General features: G+C 49.2%; 14 protein-coding genes. 4 read left to right on the plus strand and 10 right to left on the minus strand.

All coding sequences use genetic code 11. From position 1 onward, the window contains the following. Positions 1 to 10 precede the first annotated feature (10 nt). A complete protein-coding gene (locus NYE38_RS18505; RefSeq protein WP_017418695.1) occupies positions 11 to 988 on the plus strand; it encodes a putative sulfate exporter family transporter in 978 nt (325 codons plus the stop codon). A 36-nt stretch (positions 989 to 1,024) separates the two neighbouring features. Here the strand turns inward: NYE38_RS18505 and pta are convergent, their stop codons facing one another. Continuing rightward, entirely contained in the window at positions 1,025 to 1,996 is a 972-nt protein-coding gene (pta, locus tag NYE38_RS18510) for a phosphate acetyltransferase (protein WP_003151012.1), read from the minus strand. A gap of 262 nt (positions 1,997 to 2,258) precedes the next feature. Between pta and hemQ the strand changes: the two genes are divergently transcribed. Together hemQ and NYE38_RS18520 are read left to right on the plus strand one after the other, a co-directional pair. Beyond that, the gene (hemQ, locus tag NYE38_RS18515) at positions 2,259 to 3,023 is read left to right on the plus strand and encodes a hydrogen peroxide-dependent heme synthase (protein ID WP_017418694.1); all 765 of its coding nucleotides are present in this window, start codon (positions 2,259 to 2,261) and stop codon (positions 3,021 to 3,023) included. Positions 3,024 to 3,142: 119 nt separating this feature from the next. Further along, positions 3,143 to 3,922 carry an SDR family oxidoreductase gene (locus NYE38_RS18520; protein WP_025649393.1) on the plus strand — a complete coding sequence of 260 codons (780 nt, stop codon included), beginning with the start codon at positions 3,143 to 3,145 and terminating at the stop codon, positions 3,920 to 3,922. 16 nt (positions 3,923 to 3,938) lie between these two features. On the opposite strand, the gene NYE38_RS18525 is transcribed toward NYE38_RS18520, so the two are convergent. The 7 genes from NYE38_RS18525 to NYE38_RS18555 all read right to left on the minus strand — a co-directional run bounded on the left by NYE38_RS18525 (position 3,939) and on the right by NYE38_RS18555 (position 11,237). Beyond that, complete coding sequence (locus tag NYE38_RS18525) at positions 3,939 to 5,138, minus strand: pyridoxal phosphate-dependent aminotransferase (protein ID WP_071182049.1); 1,200 nt, start codon at positions 5,136 to 5,138, stop codon at positions 3,939 to 3,941. Between the two features lie 12 nt (positions 5,139 to 5,150). After that, positions 5,151 to 6,332: an MFS transporter gene (locus NYE38_RS18530; RefSeq protein ID WP_017418686.1), complete on the minus strand. Its 1,182-nt coding sequence runs from the start codon at positions 6,330 to 6,332 to the stop codon at positions 5,151 to 5,153. Next, entirely contained in the window at positions 6,329 to 7,747 is a 1,419-nt protein-coding gene (locus NYE38_RS18535; protein WP_025649395.1) for an ATP-grasp domain-containing protein, read from the minus strand. The genes NYE38_RS18530 and NYE38_RS18535 overlap by 4 nt, the downstream gene beginning before the upstream one ends. 17 nt (positions 7,748 to 7,764) lie before the next feature. Continuing rightward, positions 7,765 to 8,526 (minus strand): dihydroanticapsin 7-dehydrogenase, encoded by a 762-nt coding sequence (gene bacC, locus NYE38_RS18540; RefSeq protein WP_003151003.1) that lies wholly within the window; start codon positions 8,524 to 8,526, stop codon positions 7,765 to 7,767. Continuing rightward, a complete protein-coding gene (locus NYE38_RS18545) occupies positions 8,523 to 9,233 on the minus strand; it encodes a cupin domain-containing protein (RefSeq protein ID WP_017418683.1) in 711 nt (236 codons plus the stop codon). The genes bacC and NYE38_RS18545 overlap by 4 nt, the downstream gene beginning before the upstream one ends. Then, positions 9,223 to 9,837: a bacilysin biosynthesis protein BacA gene (locus NYE38_RS18550; RefSeq protein WP_017418682.1), complete on the minus strand. Its 615-nt coding sequence runs from the start codon at positions 9,835 to 9,837 to the stop codon at positions 9,223 to 9,225. The genes NYE38_RS18545 and NYE38_RS18550 overlap by 11 nt, the downstream gene beginning before the upstream one ends. 161 nt (positions 9,838 to 9,998) lie before the next feature. Next, entirely contained in the window at positions 9,999 to 11,237 is a 1,239-nt protein-coding gene (locus NYE38_RS18555) for an MFS transporter (RefSeq protein ID WP_017418681.1), read from the minus strand. A gap of 222 nt (positions 11,238 to 11,459) precedes the next feature. Here NYE38_RS18555 and NYE38_RS18560 point away from each other — a divergent pair, with 222 nt between their 5' ends. After that, positions 11,460 to 12,662: a multidrug effflux MFS transporter gene (locus NYE38_RS18560; RefSeq protein WP_017418680.1), complete on the plus strand. Its 1,203-nt coding sequence runs from the start codon at positions 11,460 to 11,462 to the stop codon at positions 12,660 to 12,662. A gap of 32 nt (positions 12,663 to 12,694) precedes the next feature. On the opposite strand, the gene NYE38_RS18565 is transcribed toward NYE38_RS18560, so the two are convergent. Continuing rightward, positions 12,695 to 14,113, minus strand: a complete 1,419-nt coding sequence (locus NYE38_RS18565) for an amino acid permease (RefSeq protein ID WP_017418679.1) — start codon at positions 14,111 to 14,113, stop codon at positions 12,695 to 12,697. Between the two features lie 24 nt (positions 14,114 to 14,137). Further along, positions 14,138 to 15,820, minus strand: a complete 1,683-nt coding sequence (locus NYE38_RS18570) for a M20/M25/M40 family metallo-hydrolase (protein WP_014419154.1) — start codon at positions 15,818 to 15,820, stop codon at positions 14,138 to 14,140. Between the last annotated feature and the right edge of the window lie 12 nt (positions 15,821 to 15,832).

Below are 15,832 nucleotides of genomic sequence, written 5' to 3' on the forward strand. Positions count from 1 at the left end.
AGTGACTGAGATGAAGATGGTAAAAGGTGTTTCAGTTACCGCAGGAATTGCGTTTGCGGCTTTCTATGTCAGCCGCCTGCCGTTTTTGCATATGTTCGGAATGCTTGTCCTTGCAATGCTGATCGGCATGCTCTGGCGCGCCGTATTCGGACAGCGGGAGGCATTAGAGCCGGGGATCGCGTTCTCAAGCAAATACTTGCTGAAAGCAGGCATCATCCTGCTTGGCATGAGACTGAATCTGGCGGATATCTATCATGCGGGCTGGCACGTATTTGCAATTGCCGTCTGCTGTATGATGTTTGCGGGTGCCGTTGTATACGGACTGTCCCGGCTGTTCCGTATAGATCAGACACTCAGCACGCTGACAGCCTGCGGCACAGCGATCTGCGGGGCGGCTGCCATTGCCGCGATCGCGCCGCAGATCAGATCAAATGAAAATGCAGCCGCCATCAGCGCGGCCGCCGTTTCGTTATTAGGAACCGTTTTTACTGTTGTATATTCTCTTGCTTATCATGGATTGGGCTTCTCTCCTGCGGCTTACGGAGCCTTTTGCGGGGCAACGCTTCACGAAGTGGCGCATGCGGCGGCTGCCGGCAGCGCCGGAGGAAAAGCAGCCGTCGAGATGGCGGTGATCGTCAAACTGACCCGGGTCGCGCTGCTCGTCCCGGCCGCATTCATGCTCGGAATGCGGGCGCGCCGCAGCGGAAAGTCAAAGACGGCTTCTGCCGCTTCGCTCCCCATCCCTTGGTTTATCTTCGGATTTCTCGGAATGAGCGCCATCCATACATCAGGCGTTATTTCAGCTTCGTTTTCCGCATTTCTTGTTCAAGTGTCTTATGTTTTAATCGGCATGGCGATGGCGGGTCTCGGTTTGAAAGTCCATATATCGGCGTTTCGTCATAGCGGCTGGCGGGCACTCGCAGCAGGCTTGATCGGTTCTCTCTCTTTGTCCCTGTTCGGCTGGGCCGCAGTGACGTTCTTTCTATAAAAAAAGCCGGTCCTCGTAAAGGCCGGCTTTTGCGGATTACAGCGCTTGAGCAGCCGTAATTAACGCAAGATTGTAGACGTCTTCCGCATTACATCCTCTGGAAAGATCGTTTACAGGCATATTCAATCCTTGCAGAATCGGTCCGACCGCTTCAAAGCCGCCTAAGCGCTGAGCGATTTTGTAGCCGATGTTTCCTGCTTCAAGGCTTGGGAATACAAATACATTCGCGTCTCCTTTAATGTCGGAGTCCGGCGCTTTTTTCTCCGCGACAGACGGCACAAATGCAGCGTCGAATTGGAATTCGCCGTCAAGCGTAAGCTCAGGCGCTTTTTCCTTCGCAATTTTCACGGCTTCAGCCACTTTGTCCGTCTCGTCTGATTTCGCCGATCCTTTTGTAGAGAAACTGAGCATGGCAACGCGCGGGTCAATGTCAAACATTTGAGCCGTATTGGCGCTTTCAATGGCGATTTCGGCAAGATCCTGGCTGTCAGGAGCAATGTTGATCGCGCAATCAGCGAACACATACTGCTCGTCACCGCGGGCCATGATGAAGACGCCTGATGTTTTTTTCACGCCTTCTTTTGTTTTAATGATTTGCAGTGCAGGGCGCACCGTATCGGCTGTAGAATGTGCAGCTCCGCTGACAAGTCCGTCTGCGAGACCTTTGTACACAAGCATCGTGCCGAAATAGTTTTCGTCCAGCAAAGCTTTGCGGGCCTGTTCTTCCGTCGCTTTGCCTTTGCGGCGTTCTACGAAAGCCTGAACGAGTTCTTCCATGCCTTCATATGTATGCGGGTCAAAAATGTCCACGCCGTCAAGCGTAAGATTTAATTCTTTCGCTTTTGCTTGAATGTCTTCTTTATTGCCGACCACGATCGGCTTTAATACCTTGTTGCCCGCCAAGTTGTTGACCGCAACCAGGATACGTTCGTCCAACCCTTCAGGAAATACGATTTTCACATCTTTTCCTGCGACTTTTTCTTGTACTTTTGTAAATAAATCTGCCACGATATTCCCTCCTCTATGTTGACAAAAAACGCTTACTTTTACAGCATACTCTTCTTCCAGCTAAATTCAAATAACCAACTTCTATTATAGCGCTTTCAAAAAGAAATCTTATTTTTCTAACTAATTTAATTGACGGTTTGTTTCACGGCTTAGTTTCTGACACAAGGCTTCGGATTATTCAAGGTTTCTCCACAGCCGAAACGGTTAAACTGTGATATAGTGAAGGCATCAATGTAATGAAAAGATATAGGAGTGAAGATACATGAGTGAGCAGCAAAAAACGAACGAAGCCGCCCAAACGCTTGACGGCTGGTACGCGCTTCACGATTTCCGCACAATGGACTGGACGTCATGGAAGATGTTATCCAGCGATGAGCGCCTGTCGATTATTCACGAATTTACGGGACTGCTTGAAAAATGGGGTGTCGCCGAAAAAGAAGGAAAAGGCTCGCAAACGATCTACAGCATCGTCGGACAGAAAGCTGATTTCATGCTGATGATTCTTCGCCCGACAATGGAAGAGCTGAACGAAATCGAGCTTGAATTTAACAAATCAAAGCTTGCTGAATTTACAATCCCGGCTTATTCTTACGTGTCCGTGGTTGAGCTGAGCAACTACCTCGCAAGTGGAGAAGGCGATCCGTATGAAAATCCGCATGTCCGCGCCCGCCTGTATCCTGAGCTGCCCGAAGCGAAATACGTCTGCTTCTATCCGATGGATAAAAGAAGAAGCGGCAATGACAACTGGTACATGCTTTCTATGGATGAACGCAGAAACCTGATGAGAAGCCACGGCTTGATCGGACGGAGCTATGCCGGCAAAGTCAAACAGATTATCACGGGATCTGTCGGTTTTGACGATTACGAATGGGGCGTCACGCTCTTCAGCGATGATGTGCTTCAGTTCAAAAAGCTTGTTTATGAAATGCGCTTTGATGAAGTCAGCGCGCGCTACGGCGAATTCGGTTCATTTTTTGTCGGAAACCGCTTGTCTCTCGACACGCTTCCGAAGTTTTTGCACGTGTAACACCCACCCGCCTGTCCGGCGGGTTTTTTCTTTGTCAGAATTTAAATAAAATTTGCTATTTTTATCATTTTTTTTTACGATGTAAAGGAGATTCCATTTTGGTAAAGGGGTGCAGACAGTTGTCAAAACGAACCGCATTTATTATGGGAGCCAGTCAGGGGATCGGCAAAGCGATCGCTCTGAAACTGGCGGACAATGGCTTTCATACCGTCATTAATTCACGAGTTCCCGAAAATATCGAATCGGTAAAAGAAGAGATCCTCGCCAAACATCCGGATGCGGGCGTCACCGTTCTGGCCGGCGATATGTCGGACCAGAAGGCGAGAGCCGGCATTTTTGAAGAGATCAGATCACAATGCGGACGGCTTGATGTATTGATCAACAACATTCCGGGCGGCTCGCCGGATACCTTTGAAAACTGCGATATAGAGGATATGACAAATACCTTTACGAATAAAACGATCGCCTATATCGACTCTATGAAAACGGCCGCAGCAATCATGAAACAGCACGAATTCGGCAGAATCATTAATATCGTCGGAAACCTATGGAAAGAACCCGGCGCCAATATGTTTACCAACAGCATGATGAACGCCGCTTTAATTAATGCCAGCAAAAACATCGCCATTCAGCTTGCGCCTTTTCACATTACTGTCAACTGTCTGAATCCCGGGTTTATCGCCACAGACCGTTATCACCAATTCGTGAAGAATGTCATGAAGCAAAACGGCATTTCTAAAGCGGAAGCGGAAGAACGGATTGCCTCAGGCGTCCCGATGAAGCGTGTCGGAACTGCGGAAGAAACCGCGGCGCTGGCTGCCTTTCTTGCCTCTGAAGAAGCCTCCTATATTACCGGACAGCAAGTATCAGCCGACGGCGGCAGCATGAAAAGCATATAATAAAAACATCCCGCTCTCAGCGGGATGTTTCTTGTAATGAAGGAAAGGACAAACCGAGCTTTTGAATCCGCAGCACGAATTCCCTCAAATCGCCCTTCTTGGCCACCATTGATATTCTGACATAACGCTTTCCGCCGCTGCCGAAAATCTCGCCGGGCGTCACGACAACATGGGCATGCTCCAGCAGATAGTCCGAAAACTGGTGTGATGACTCGAATTCATTCGGAATTTCAGCCCAAACATAAAAAGTCCCTTTCGGTTTTTCAATGCTCCAGCCTAATTCCTTTTCACATAACGCCGTGAAAAAATCAATCCGTTCTTTATATGTGCGCTTCAGACGCTCCGTATGCTCAGGATTTCCTGACAGCGCCGCCGCTGCCGCCTGCTGAAGGCCGCCGAACATGCCGACGAAGACGTGATCCTGAAACTCATTGACCGCCTGAATAATTTTCTCATTCCCCACGGCAAATGCCATTCTCCAGCCTGCCATATTGAAGGTTTTCGAAAATGAATATAGCTCCGCGCCGACCGTTTTCGCTTCCTTCGCCTGAAGAAAGCTGGCCGGGTTCTGATCAAATTCGAACGCGCCGTATGCAAAATCGTGAATAAGATGGATGTCATGTTTTTTTGCAAACGCAGCCGCTTTTTCATAAAACGCCTGATCCGCAGTCGCGCCCGTCGGGTTATTCGGGTAATTCAAAAACATCAGCTTGGCTTTTTTCAGGACGGCGGGATCAATCTCCTCAAAATCCGGCAGATAGCCGTTTTCCGGATGAAGCGGCATCTCATGCAGCTCCGCTCTGGCCATTGTGATTCCCGATAAATACTCAGGGTAGCCGGGGTTCGGGACTAAGGCGATATCGCCGGGGTTCAGCAGGCATTGCGTCAAAACGTACAAACCAGCTTTCCCTCCGCCGAACAGCGCGACTTCTGTCTCCGGATTGACCGATACCCCGTACTCTCTCTCATAAAATTCCGCGATGGCTTCTTTCAGAAACGGATAGCCTCTGAACGGGCCGTATCCGTGATACGAAGGATTCAGCGCAGCCTCCCGCAATGTTTCAACGATATGCGGCGGAGTGGGGAGATCGGGATTCCCCTGCCCGAGATTAATGATCTGGGCTCCCGTTTTCTCCATCTCTTTTACCTTTTGAAAAACGAGCGAAAATTCCTGTTTCGGAAGTGTCTTGATGACGTCGGACGGTATGATTTCCATCTGAAAGGCTCCTTATAAATGAATTTGCTCTGATTCGTTATTCCGTTCTGAAAAGGATTTATTGACCAGTTTTGTATGCAGAAACAGCCCGCTGACCAAAAGGACGATAAACGCCATGATGACTGCCGCGTCTACAATGTTGATCAGCATGGAACCGACGGCGATGCACAATCCGATGGACGCCTCCGCCACCGAAAAGATCCGGCCCTGAATCTGGTTCGCCGCGTTCTCCTGAACTTTGACCTTTGCCAGCACTTCACCGTATTCCATTGCGATAAAGAAAAGAATGGCGGCAATGACTGACACGGCGAAAATCGGGGTAAACAAAAACAGCGCAAGCGAGACGATCGATAACACTGTAAAATACATCAGCCCTTTATTGTTGTTAAAGCCCCATTTGCTGACAAGAGCGGCGCCGATAAAGCCGCCGAAGCCGATACAGAACGTCAGGATGAAATTGCCGATTTCCCCGTCGCCTAAAAAGCGGCTGACAATCGGGAAATAGCTGTAGACGACACCCCACAAAAGCGCCATCGTAATCATCGTGAACATGGCGTTTAACACAAAAGCATTTGTTTTGATTTCCTTCAGGCCTTCTTTAAACGACTGAAAAGCTTCTCTCACGTTTTCTGACTGAATCGGCACGTATTGAAGCTTAATGCGGCTGATGAAAAACGCGGAGACAAGATAGGTCACCCCGTTAAAGGCGACGGCAAGCTCCACAGAACCGCCTAACAGAAAAAGTCCGCCGGCTGCAGCGCCGACAATAATCGAAATCGTCGTGGCTTTTGCAAACAAAGTGTTGATATTTTTAATATCCGCTTCTAAAGACGACATGACCGCGAGACGTGCCGGGTTAAAGAACACGCCGCTTCCGTAAGAAATAAACAGCAGCGCCAGAAAAAGCAGCGGATATTCGCCTTTCGGGAGAAATGTCAGCCCCAAAAAGATGACGCCTCTGATCACATCCGTCCACAGCATGATTTTCACCCTGTCGAGCCGGTCCACGAGCACGCCTAAAAACGGCTGAAACACCATCGGAATACTGCGGACCGCGATGACGCCGGACGTCACCCAGTAGTCGTGATAGTATGTAGACAAAATGAGCAGGGCCGGGAGAACGCAATAGTCTCCCATAAACGAAAGCGCCTGCCCGAAAAGCAAATACTTAGAGTTCGGTTTCAGCTGTTTCATACCGGTAACGCATACTTTGCAGTCAGCTTCGCCTGCTGCTGAATTTGTTTGATTGATTCGGCCACGTCACCCGAATTGCTTCCTTTCAGCTCGAACGCCGCAATGCTGTTGAACGCTTCGAACAGCCGCAGATCCACGGACGTACCCGCCTCGGCCGCCGAGAAAGAAACGATTTCGGTGTCTCCCTTTAAGACGCCGTCGGGAATGTCAATGCTTTCAATGACGAAATCGACAGCCGTCTCAGGCAGCTGGCCGTTCTCTTTGAAATGCTGAGGATACAAATGGCAGTCGGCGACATAGCATGGCTCCTGCTCCAATAATCCTTTCGGCAGATCGGCTTCTTTTCCGAAACAGAGAACATCCAATAACAGCTGCGCCATATCGACGCCGAAGACCTTTTTAATATTCGGAATCATGTTCCAGCCCGCAAATCGTGCCGCTGATTCAATCAGTCCGGCTTCCCGGTTTTTCATTAATTTTATTTCTGTATGTGTTGCGCAGTTTTCGAGGCCTAGTCCTTCATTCGCCTTTTTGGCTGCTTCGACGATTTTCCGCTTCGCGTCATCATCCAGGATGGACGGCGTAATATGCGATGTCTCCGTGAATCCGATTTGCGGTGTTTTATCATGAATCGCGACAGGGAAGTATTCCCCGTCGGCCATGATGCCTTCTATGCTGATATAGTCGGAATAACCGCTTGTTTCGTACCAGTCGTCATACTCGCCCTGCAAAAATTCTTCCGCGATAAACGGCGCTTCAAACGTGACCGCTTTCGGTACGTTGATCGACTTCAGGTATTCATTGACTCTGTTAAATTCGGCTTCTGCCGTTTCCCTCTCTTTGATAAGCGTCACGCCGATGGAGCTCGCCAGATATGTAGGCTTCAGAATGAGCGGCGTTCCGATTTCCTGAAGCGCGGCGCGGAAATCTTCCAGCGTCGTCACCCGTTTGTTTTTGATGGACTTGACGCCGGCCCGGTTGAAGGCGGCTCTCATTTTGTTTTTATCTCTGGCATTTTCAGCGGCCTGTACGCCCGCTCCCCGCAGACCGAGACGTTCACACGCTTTTGCCATCGGAGCGATAAACAGTTCATTGTTGGTCGTAATGGCGTCAACCGCGAACATGTCAGCCACCTTGACGATTTCTTCGACGACTTCTTCCTCAGGTTTGTCATGATCTTCATGAGCCCAGTAAATCGAATCGGGATGCTCAAAATCAGCCAGACTCTTAAAATAGTCTTTATCTTTAATGACCGCAATCGAGTATTTTTCAATTAATGCCGCATGAGAGGCTGTAATTGCAAAAGGCCTTGGAATAAAGCTGACGAGGTTGTATTTTTCGGCTGCGCTTTTGTAAAACATATGCGGCGGGCATCCCCCAAGGTCAGCGATAACCAATACTGTTTTTCTCTCCATATGTAAACACTCCTTCTCTATTGTGCGGTGTATCCACCGTCTGCGGTGATCGCGCTTCCGGTCATATAGCTTGATAAATCCGAAGCGAGAAACAGCATGACGTTCGCTATTTCTTCAGGCTTGCCGAGTCTCAGCAGCGGATTGACTTTCGCTTTTTCTTTTTTGATTTCTTCAAGCGTGCCTTCGTTGTTTTCAAGGAACGACTTTTCATTCAAAGGTGTGTCAATGATTCCCGGGCACACGCAATTGACGCGGATGTTGTGTTTGGCGTAATCGACGGCCATCGAACGCGTCAGCTGCAATACGCCGCCTTTAGAAGCGTTATATGCGGGAATGTCGGGCCATGCGACGACTCCTCCGACGGAGCACGTGTTAATGATATTGCCCTTGCCGCTTTTGAGCATATACTTGAGCGCGTGCTTGCTCATAAGAAACATGCCCGTCAGATTGACGTTGAGCACTTTGTCCCAATCGCTCAGCTCCATCTCATGAATCGGGGCGACAATTTCGATGCCGGCGTTATTGATTAACACATCCAATCCGCCGAACTTATCAACCGCTGACCGGATGGCGTTTTGACATGCCGGTTCATCTGTAATATCCGTCTGCACAAAATGCAGCCTGTCATTGTTTTCTTTCCGGATCATCGCTTCTCCCTGCGCCTCATCAATATCCGCGACGACCACATTTGCCTCTTGATTCAGAAACGCCTGAACCGCGGCATAACCGATGCCTGATGCGCCCCCTGTGATGAGGACGGTTTTATCCGTCAGGTTCATGACTCTTTCGCCTCTAATTTTTTCGCTTTTGCTCTGTTATAGCGCGGAGGGAAAAAGATATTGACTGATTTTGAATCTTTTTCAAATCTGTTGATGGCGCCGTGATCTTCTCTCGGATCGCAGAAATAAGCTGTACCGAATGTCATATCCACTTTGCAGCCTTCAATGGTCATATCATAGCCGCCGCCGATGCAGATGCCGATCTGTTCATTGCGGTGTTTATGGAACGGCATTTCTCCTCCGTTGCCCGGAATGTTGGCAAGCATGATTTCCACCCAGTCTTCCACGAAGAACGTGACTTCCATCCCAGGCAATAAGTCTCTTGTTTTAAAAATATTCAAAAAATAATCCTCAGGGCTTGTATAGGTTTCACCGGCTTTCAGGCGTTTAATATCAATGGCGATCACTTCTTGATCCGTCTCGTTTCTTGCGCCGTGAGGCACGTTAGGAGGCGCGATATAGGCTGATTCCAGCGCTGTCATCTTTCTTGTGACATCTCCGACAGTCATGAACAGCTCGCCGGAAACGACAAGGCCGATTTGGACTTCCTTATGCTGATGCGGTTCCACGTTTGTATGCGGCGGAACGTAAGAAAGCAGAACTTCCGTATCGCCTCTGACGGACGAATATTGTCTTACTCCGTTATCCCATTCTATTAATTTAGGCGTCGGGAAATAAAGTTCCTGCAAATCTTGTTCAGTTTTCATCATGAATCTCTCCTTTTCCGAATAATGACCAGCTCATGGGAATGCTTTTAAATGTTTTGACAAAGTGAAGGCCGTACTTTTGTCTGGCCAGCTCATTTGTCAGCGCGATGTCGGACAAACCGTCCTTCACTCTTTTCGCGGCTGCGCTCGTTGAGTTCACCAGATCAAACGTGACATCTTTACGGGTAAAATACTTAATCAAATTGATAGGAGACGGGTGGGATACGATGACAGCCTTATCAAGCATGTCATCCGTATATTCAAAACCGGGCCGGACAGCCAGGCCGTACATCGGGGTGTCGCACCTGAAAATTTGCAGAAGCTGCAGATCCGGTCTCATGTAGAAGTGCTTAATGCCGTCATACGCGTGAGGCACAATTGTGTATTCCAGCGGACTTTGAAGCGTTTTTTCAATGCACGATTCAAATGTATCATGCAGTGATAATTTGCTGTTCACCCCTTGGAGAAGGGTGAAATTGGTGATGAAGTTTTTTGCTGCGTACTCACTGCTTGTCCCTTCAGGACCGAGCGTGTTGATCGTAATCAGTTTAGATATTGAATAAGCCTTGCTTTTTGTTTGAATGCTATTATCCAATATAATCATGAGCACCAACCAATCTGTTAAATTTTAAGTAAATATTATCCATAGACGTTCAAGCTGTCAATATTATTTGAAAATATTGATAATTATTCCTATATATTAAAAAACACCTTAAGATATAAGGTGTTAAAAATTAACATTTACAAAATTATAGAAACTTTATTTTACCGATACAATGATTGGTCGGCCTGATGCTCATATTTCCCATACCTTCTGTATGCGAAAACGCTGAGGATAAAGCCGATGAGGGTGACGGCCGCACAGATAAATCCGACAGCTGCATATCCGTATCCGCCATAGACCGGACCCATGACAGCAGAACCCAAGGTGACGGCCAAATTGGACGCCAGGCTGTAAAATGCCATGATTTTGCCCCGGCGGCTCTGTGAGCAATCACTTAAAATGGTGCTGAGCAAGGTCACCGTCAGGCTTTGCATCAATCCCCAGACGAATAACCCGATGACCAAAAACGGCATTGATGACGGCGCATAGGCGAGACAGGAAAGCCATATGCTGATCACGGCCAATGCCGCGATCAAAGAGCGCATTTTCCCCGCCTTATCTGCGATTTTTCCGGTGAACACGCTCATGGAAAAACCGATTCCGTACACCATGATCAGCAGCCCTGAAGCTGTATTTCCCCCCGGGAGCATGCGGTGAAGATAGGTGCCGAGAAAGGAATACATGCCGTAAAAACCGATCATGTTGCAAAAAGTGATCGTGAGGTATACAGGGACACGGGGCACCTTCAGCGCATCCCGGAAAGTGCCTGCCTGTCGTCCGTTTTCCTCTTCTGTTTTATCCCCATCCGCCGTACTGCGGCGCGCCTCAATGAAAATGAGCGAAGCAACGAGGACAGACATCAGGGCGAAAATCCAAAACGTCCACCGCCAATTCAAAACGCCGCCGATAAAAGAGCCGATCGGAACGCCGAAAATCAAAGCGAGCGACCAGCTTGACACGATCAGACCCATCACCTTGCCGCGGTACGCATAAGGCACACGGTCGCCGACCACCGCATAAGCTGTCGGCACAAACGCACCCGCCGCAAGCCCGGAAAGCGCCCTGCCCAGAAAGAAGAAAAAGAGATTGTGCGCCAGCGCGCAGATCACCGTGCCGGCCGTAAATATAAGCAGCCCCGCCAGCAGGCTGAGTTCCCGGGAATATTTATCTCCCAGCGGAACGAGAAGCGGAGCGCCGATAAAAATCATCACTCCGTAAATACTGATGGAAAGCGCCAGCACACTGACATCCGAGCTGAAAGCCCGCGCTAAATCCGGAAGCAGCGGAGAAATCACCAGCTCTTCAGAACCCGCGGCAAATACGCCTAATGTCAAAGCAAGCGCGAGACAGATCGGAAATCGGCGTTTCGTTTCGATGTGATCGGTTTGTTTGCTGTTCATGCTCTGTGAACACCTCTTCCGTAAAACTTTTCTACCTTTTGTTGTTTTATAGTTTAGCATCCTTATGTTTCATTTTACATTTCACATGAAAACCAATTCTGATTTTTTATTTACATTCAGATTTTAAATAAAATATTTAGTTTATATTCAACAAATAATATAAAATACGCCGTCCGGTTATGCTATAGTGATAGAATCATTTGTTAAGGTGGGGGTCATGGAATGAATAACGCTGATTCAAAGGCCGCCCGCGCAGGCCTCGGCATGGTACTGATTCTCGGGACGCTCGCTTCATTCGGGCCGCTTTCGCTCGATATGTATCTGCCCGCTTTGCCTGAGGTGGCGGCCGATCTTCACACGACAGCGTCACTTGCGCAGCTGAGCCTGACGTTTTGTCTTTTGGGGCTGGCGGTCGGGCAGATCGTTGTCGGGCCGCTCAGTGATATGATCGGGCGCCGGAAGCCGCTGATTCTGTCATTGCTGCTTTATACGCTGTCTTCTTTATTATGCGCCTTCAGCCCTTCTGTTTCGTTTTTAATTGTCATGAGGTTTATTCAAGGATTCACCGGGGCGGCCGGAATCGTCATCGCACGGGCTTCCGCACGCGATATGTATTCCGGAAAAGAATTGACAGCTTTTTTCTCATTACTGATGCTCGTCAATGGGGCGGCGCCGATTTTAGCGCCGATTACAGGGGGATTTATCCTTCAGTTCGCCGGCTGGAAAATCGTATTTATCGTGCTGGCGGTGATCGGCTGTATCATTTCTGCCGCCGTGCTTACGGCGTTGCCTGAATCACTCCCGCCGGAAAAGCGGACAAGCGGCGGACTCCGGGAGACGCTGATGACGTTTCGCGGCCTGCTTGGCGACCGGATGTTTATGGGATTTGCGCTCAGCCAGGCATTTGTGATGATCGGCATGTTCGCATACATTGCCGGGTCGCCGTTTGTACTGCAAAACATCTACGGCGTATCAGCGCAAATGTTCAGCCTGCTGTTCGCCGTAAACGGTGCGGGAATCATATGCGCCACCCAAATCACCGGACGGATGGCTAAAACACATGATGAACGGAAGCTGTTTGTCTCCGGGCTGTTGATCGCCGTCATCGGAAGCATCGCTTTGCTTTTATCACTTGCGTTTGGTTTAGGCCTGACGGCGGTCTGCATTTCTTTATTCATCATTGTTTCTTCTGTCGGGATCGTCACGACGACGGGGTTTTCTCTGGCTATGCAGAAACAGGAGAAAGGCGCGGGAAGCGCTGCGGCTCTTCTCGGACTCCTGCCCTTTATCGGGGGTGCGGCTGCCGCTCCCCTTGTCGGTATTGCCGGAGAAGAAAATGCCTGGCCGATGGCTGTCAGCATTTTCGGTTTTGAGTTCTGTGCCGTTCTATCCTATGTGCTGTCGGCCAAACGGAAAACAAAGTAAAGCCCGCCGCTTTAAGCGAAGGGCTTTTTTTCTTATCCGGCAGCGCCTTTTTCCGAAGAAGCCGGCTCACGCTTCAGGCGTTTTTTGATACCGAAGTGATAATACGCGTAACAGATGATCATCAGCGGGACGCCGCAGTACAGACCGATACGCTGGTCGGGAATAAAGATGAGACTGATTAAGATAAGACCGTAAACCGAAAATCCGAGAATCGGCACGATCGGATAAAGAGGCGTTTTAAATGCCAGGTCTTTCAGATTTCCTCCTTCAGCGAGAAAGCGTCTCCGGAAAACGAATTGAGAAGCGCAGATTGACATCCACGCGACGACGGTAATCATACCGGAGATGGAAATGAGCCACACATACACCGTTACAGCCGCGAATACACTTGTCAGCAGGGATAAACCGGAGATAGCGATGGTGATGGAAAGAGCTTTCAGAGGCACGCCTTTTTTCGTCAGTTTCGTTAAGGAAGCGGGGCCCATCTTAGTTTTTGACAGGGACCACATCATTCTGGACGAAGCGTACAGCCCGGAATTCGCCACCGACAGCATGGCGGTCAGAATGACAAAGTTCATGATATCAGCCGCATAGGGAACGCCGATTTTATCCAGCACAGCCACAAACGGACTTTCGATGACGCCTGCCGTTTGGTACGGCAAAATGGACACGAGAACAAACATCGCCAGCACGAAGAAAAACAGCGTCCGCCATATGACGTTTCGGATGGAGCGGGGAAGCGTCTTTTCCGGATTTTCGCTTTCTCCCGAGGCGATTCCGACCAGCTCGGTGCCCTGGAATGAAAAATTCACCATGACAAGGGTAAACAGCACGGCTTGGGCGCCGTTCGGGAAAAGCCCTTTGTCCGTCGTAAAGTTTGACAGATACGGAGCCGTCTGCCCGCCGTTAAAACCGACAAAGCCGAATACCGCAGCGCAGCCGAGAATAATAAACAATACAATGGCCATGACCTTAATGCTGGAAAACCAAAATTCCATTTCCGCAAAACTCCGCGCAGACAGGGCGTTAATGGAAAAAATGACGACGCCGAATACAAGGCACCACACCCAAATCGGAACGGCCGGAAACCACCGCTGCATTAAAATCCCCGCCGACGTCAGTTCAAGCCCCACTGTATTGGCCCAGCTGAATGCGTACATCCATCCGATCGTAAAACCCGTCGACGGCCCGAGAAACTTTGCGGCATACGCCTGAAATGATCCTGCGACCGGCATGGCGACCGCGAGCTCCCCCAAACAAAGCATCACCAGATACATTAAAAATCCGCCGATCACATAAGCCAATATCGCGCCGATCGGCCCCGCTTCACTGATCGTAAAACCGGAGCCCAGAAAAAGCCCCGTCCCGATCACGCCGCCGAGGGCGATCATAAACAAATGCCGGCCCTTCATCGTGCGCTGCAATTCAGTTTGATTGGTATCTCCCTGCATATACATCCCCCTTATTCCGTTATGTCAGCCATTTGTGCGTATGTCTAATCGGTAGCTGTGCAAAAGGTGCATTGTCGTCTGCTGAATGAGCTCCGGCAGCACATGGAATGTGTACGGCTTGTACACGCGTTCCGTCCATTTATGGCCGTCCTTTCCGTATACCCCTATATTGACCGACGGAATATTCAATTCCCTGATTTCTTTAAAAGGAATCGTCCCGATGACATCCCAGCCCGGAAAATTATCGGTAAAGGCGGAGACCTCCTCGTCTGTTTCATGCAGCGATAAAAAGCTTCCGTCCGCTAAATATGGGAAAAACTTTTTAAAGACGAATGTTTCTCCGGTTGATGCAGCTGTTTTATCGACGGCTTCTTGAATGACATGCTGCAAAAGCCGGTCCCGTGTGCTTTCTTCCTTCAGATAATTGTGCGGAAGGTAAGGCGGCGCATAGAAAATAATGACCTTGGCTCCCTGCTCAGGATCGAGTTTTTGCAGTTCCTCGACGGCTTTAAAGCATCTCATCCGCAGTTCAAGATGTTCATATGTTTTAAATGCCTGCTCGATACACTGCGCCGGGTCTATCCCGCGGCTTCTCAGCCTTTTCAGATAATCTTCCAGACTGTACACTTGAACGTTCCATGACATCTCTTTTTTCGGCAGGCTCGTTCTCTCACAGTATTCGTCGTAATAATCAGATAATTTTCGTTCTGTCTCTTTGCAGGCTTCGTCAGCCACCGCAGTCAGCTGATCCATGACTTCTTTGGCGGTTTTCTCGTAAATAAAATAATTAAAATAGACATAGCTGCTGACGGCGGTCTGCACGTTATACGCTTCCTTGTTGTCACGCAGGTAGAGGCAGGTCGGCGGAAGCACAAGCTCCCCTTCAATGTTTTCCGCCATATGAATATTGTTGTGAATTCTTCTGGTGATTTCTGACGCGATCAAATTCGGATCGATGCCGGACAGCGTATCTCCGACATGCACCTCCCGCCCGTAAATCGCAAAGCAAGGCAAAAGCTTCCCTGCCGCGCCCGTGTAGATGTACCTTGTCGTGTCACCCTCATACAGCGGCGTGATGAAGTCGTTATTAATCGCTGCTAAATAACGAAGCTGCTTTTCTTGTTTCAGCCGTTTTAATTCAGAAATGCTGGTTAAAATGCCGGAATGCTGGCTTTCTTCATCCGGGTTTGCCATGAACAGAATATGGCCCGGCAGCTGATCGCGCCGTTCAGAAAAGTGAAGCAGATTGGCGAGATGAACGGCAATACCGCTCTGCATATCAACCGAACCCCTTCCGAACATCCACTCGCCTGAGCGGGCGTCCCGCTGCACATCACGATCAAATTCATAGTTTGAGAAATACTCCGCGAGACGGTCGGAATCAAAAGCGATATCTTTTAAAGGGCCGAAATCCTCGATGCCGACCGTATCAAGATGAGCGTGATAAATGACCGTATTCAGGCTGTCGCCGTTTCCCTCAATAAATGCGAAAATATTTTTGCGGCCGTAAGGGTCCTCAGGAATCGCCTGCTCCCACACATGTGACGGGTTCTCCTGAAAGTAGGGAAAGCTCTTGATCATATCTTTGATATAGTCGGCTTTTTTTCCTTCTCCCAATGTGCCGTTGATGCTGTTTAACGCTACCAGTGATTTTGTAATGGCTTCTATTTTCTCCTCCGGAAGCATTTTGCTGAGCTGCTGATACATGTTCCATCCTCC

The organism is Bacillus sp. EU63 (genome assembly GCF_038592915.1).
In the GTDB taxonomy this organism is placed as follows: domain Bacteria; phylum Bacillota; class Bacilli; order Bacillales; family Bacillaceae; genus Bacillus; species Bacillus velezensis.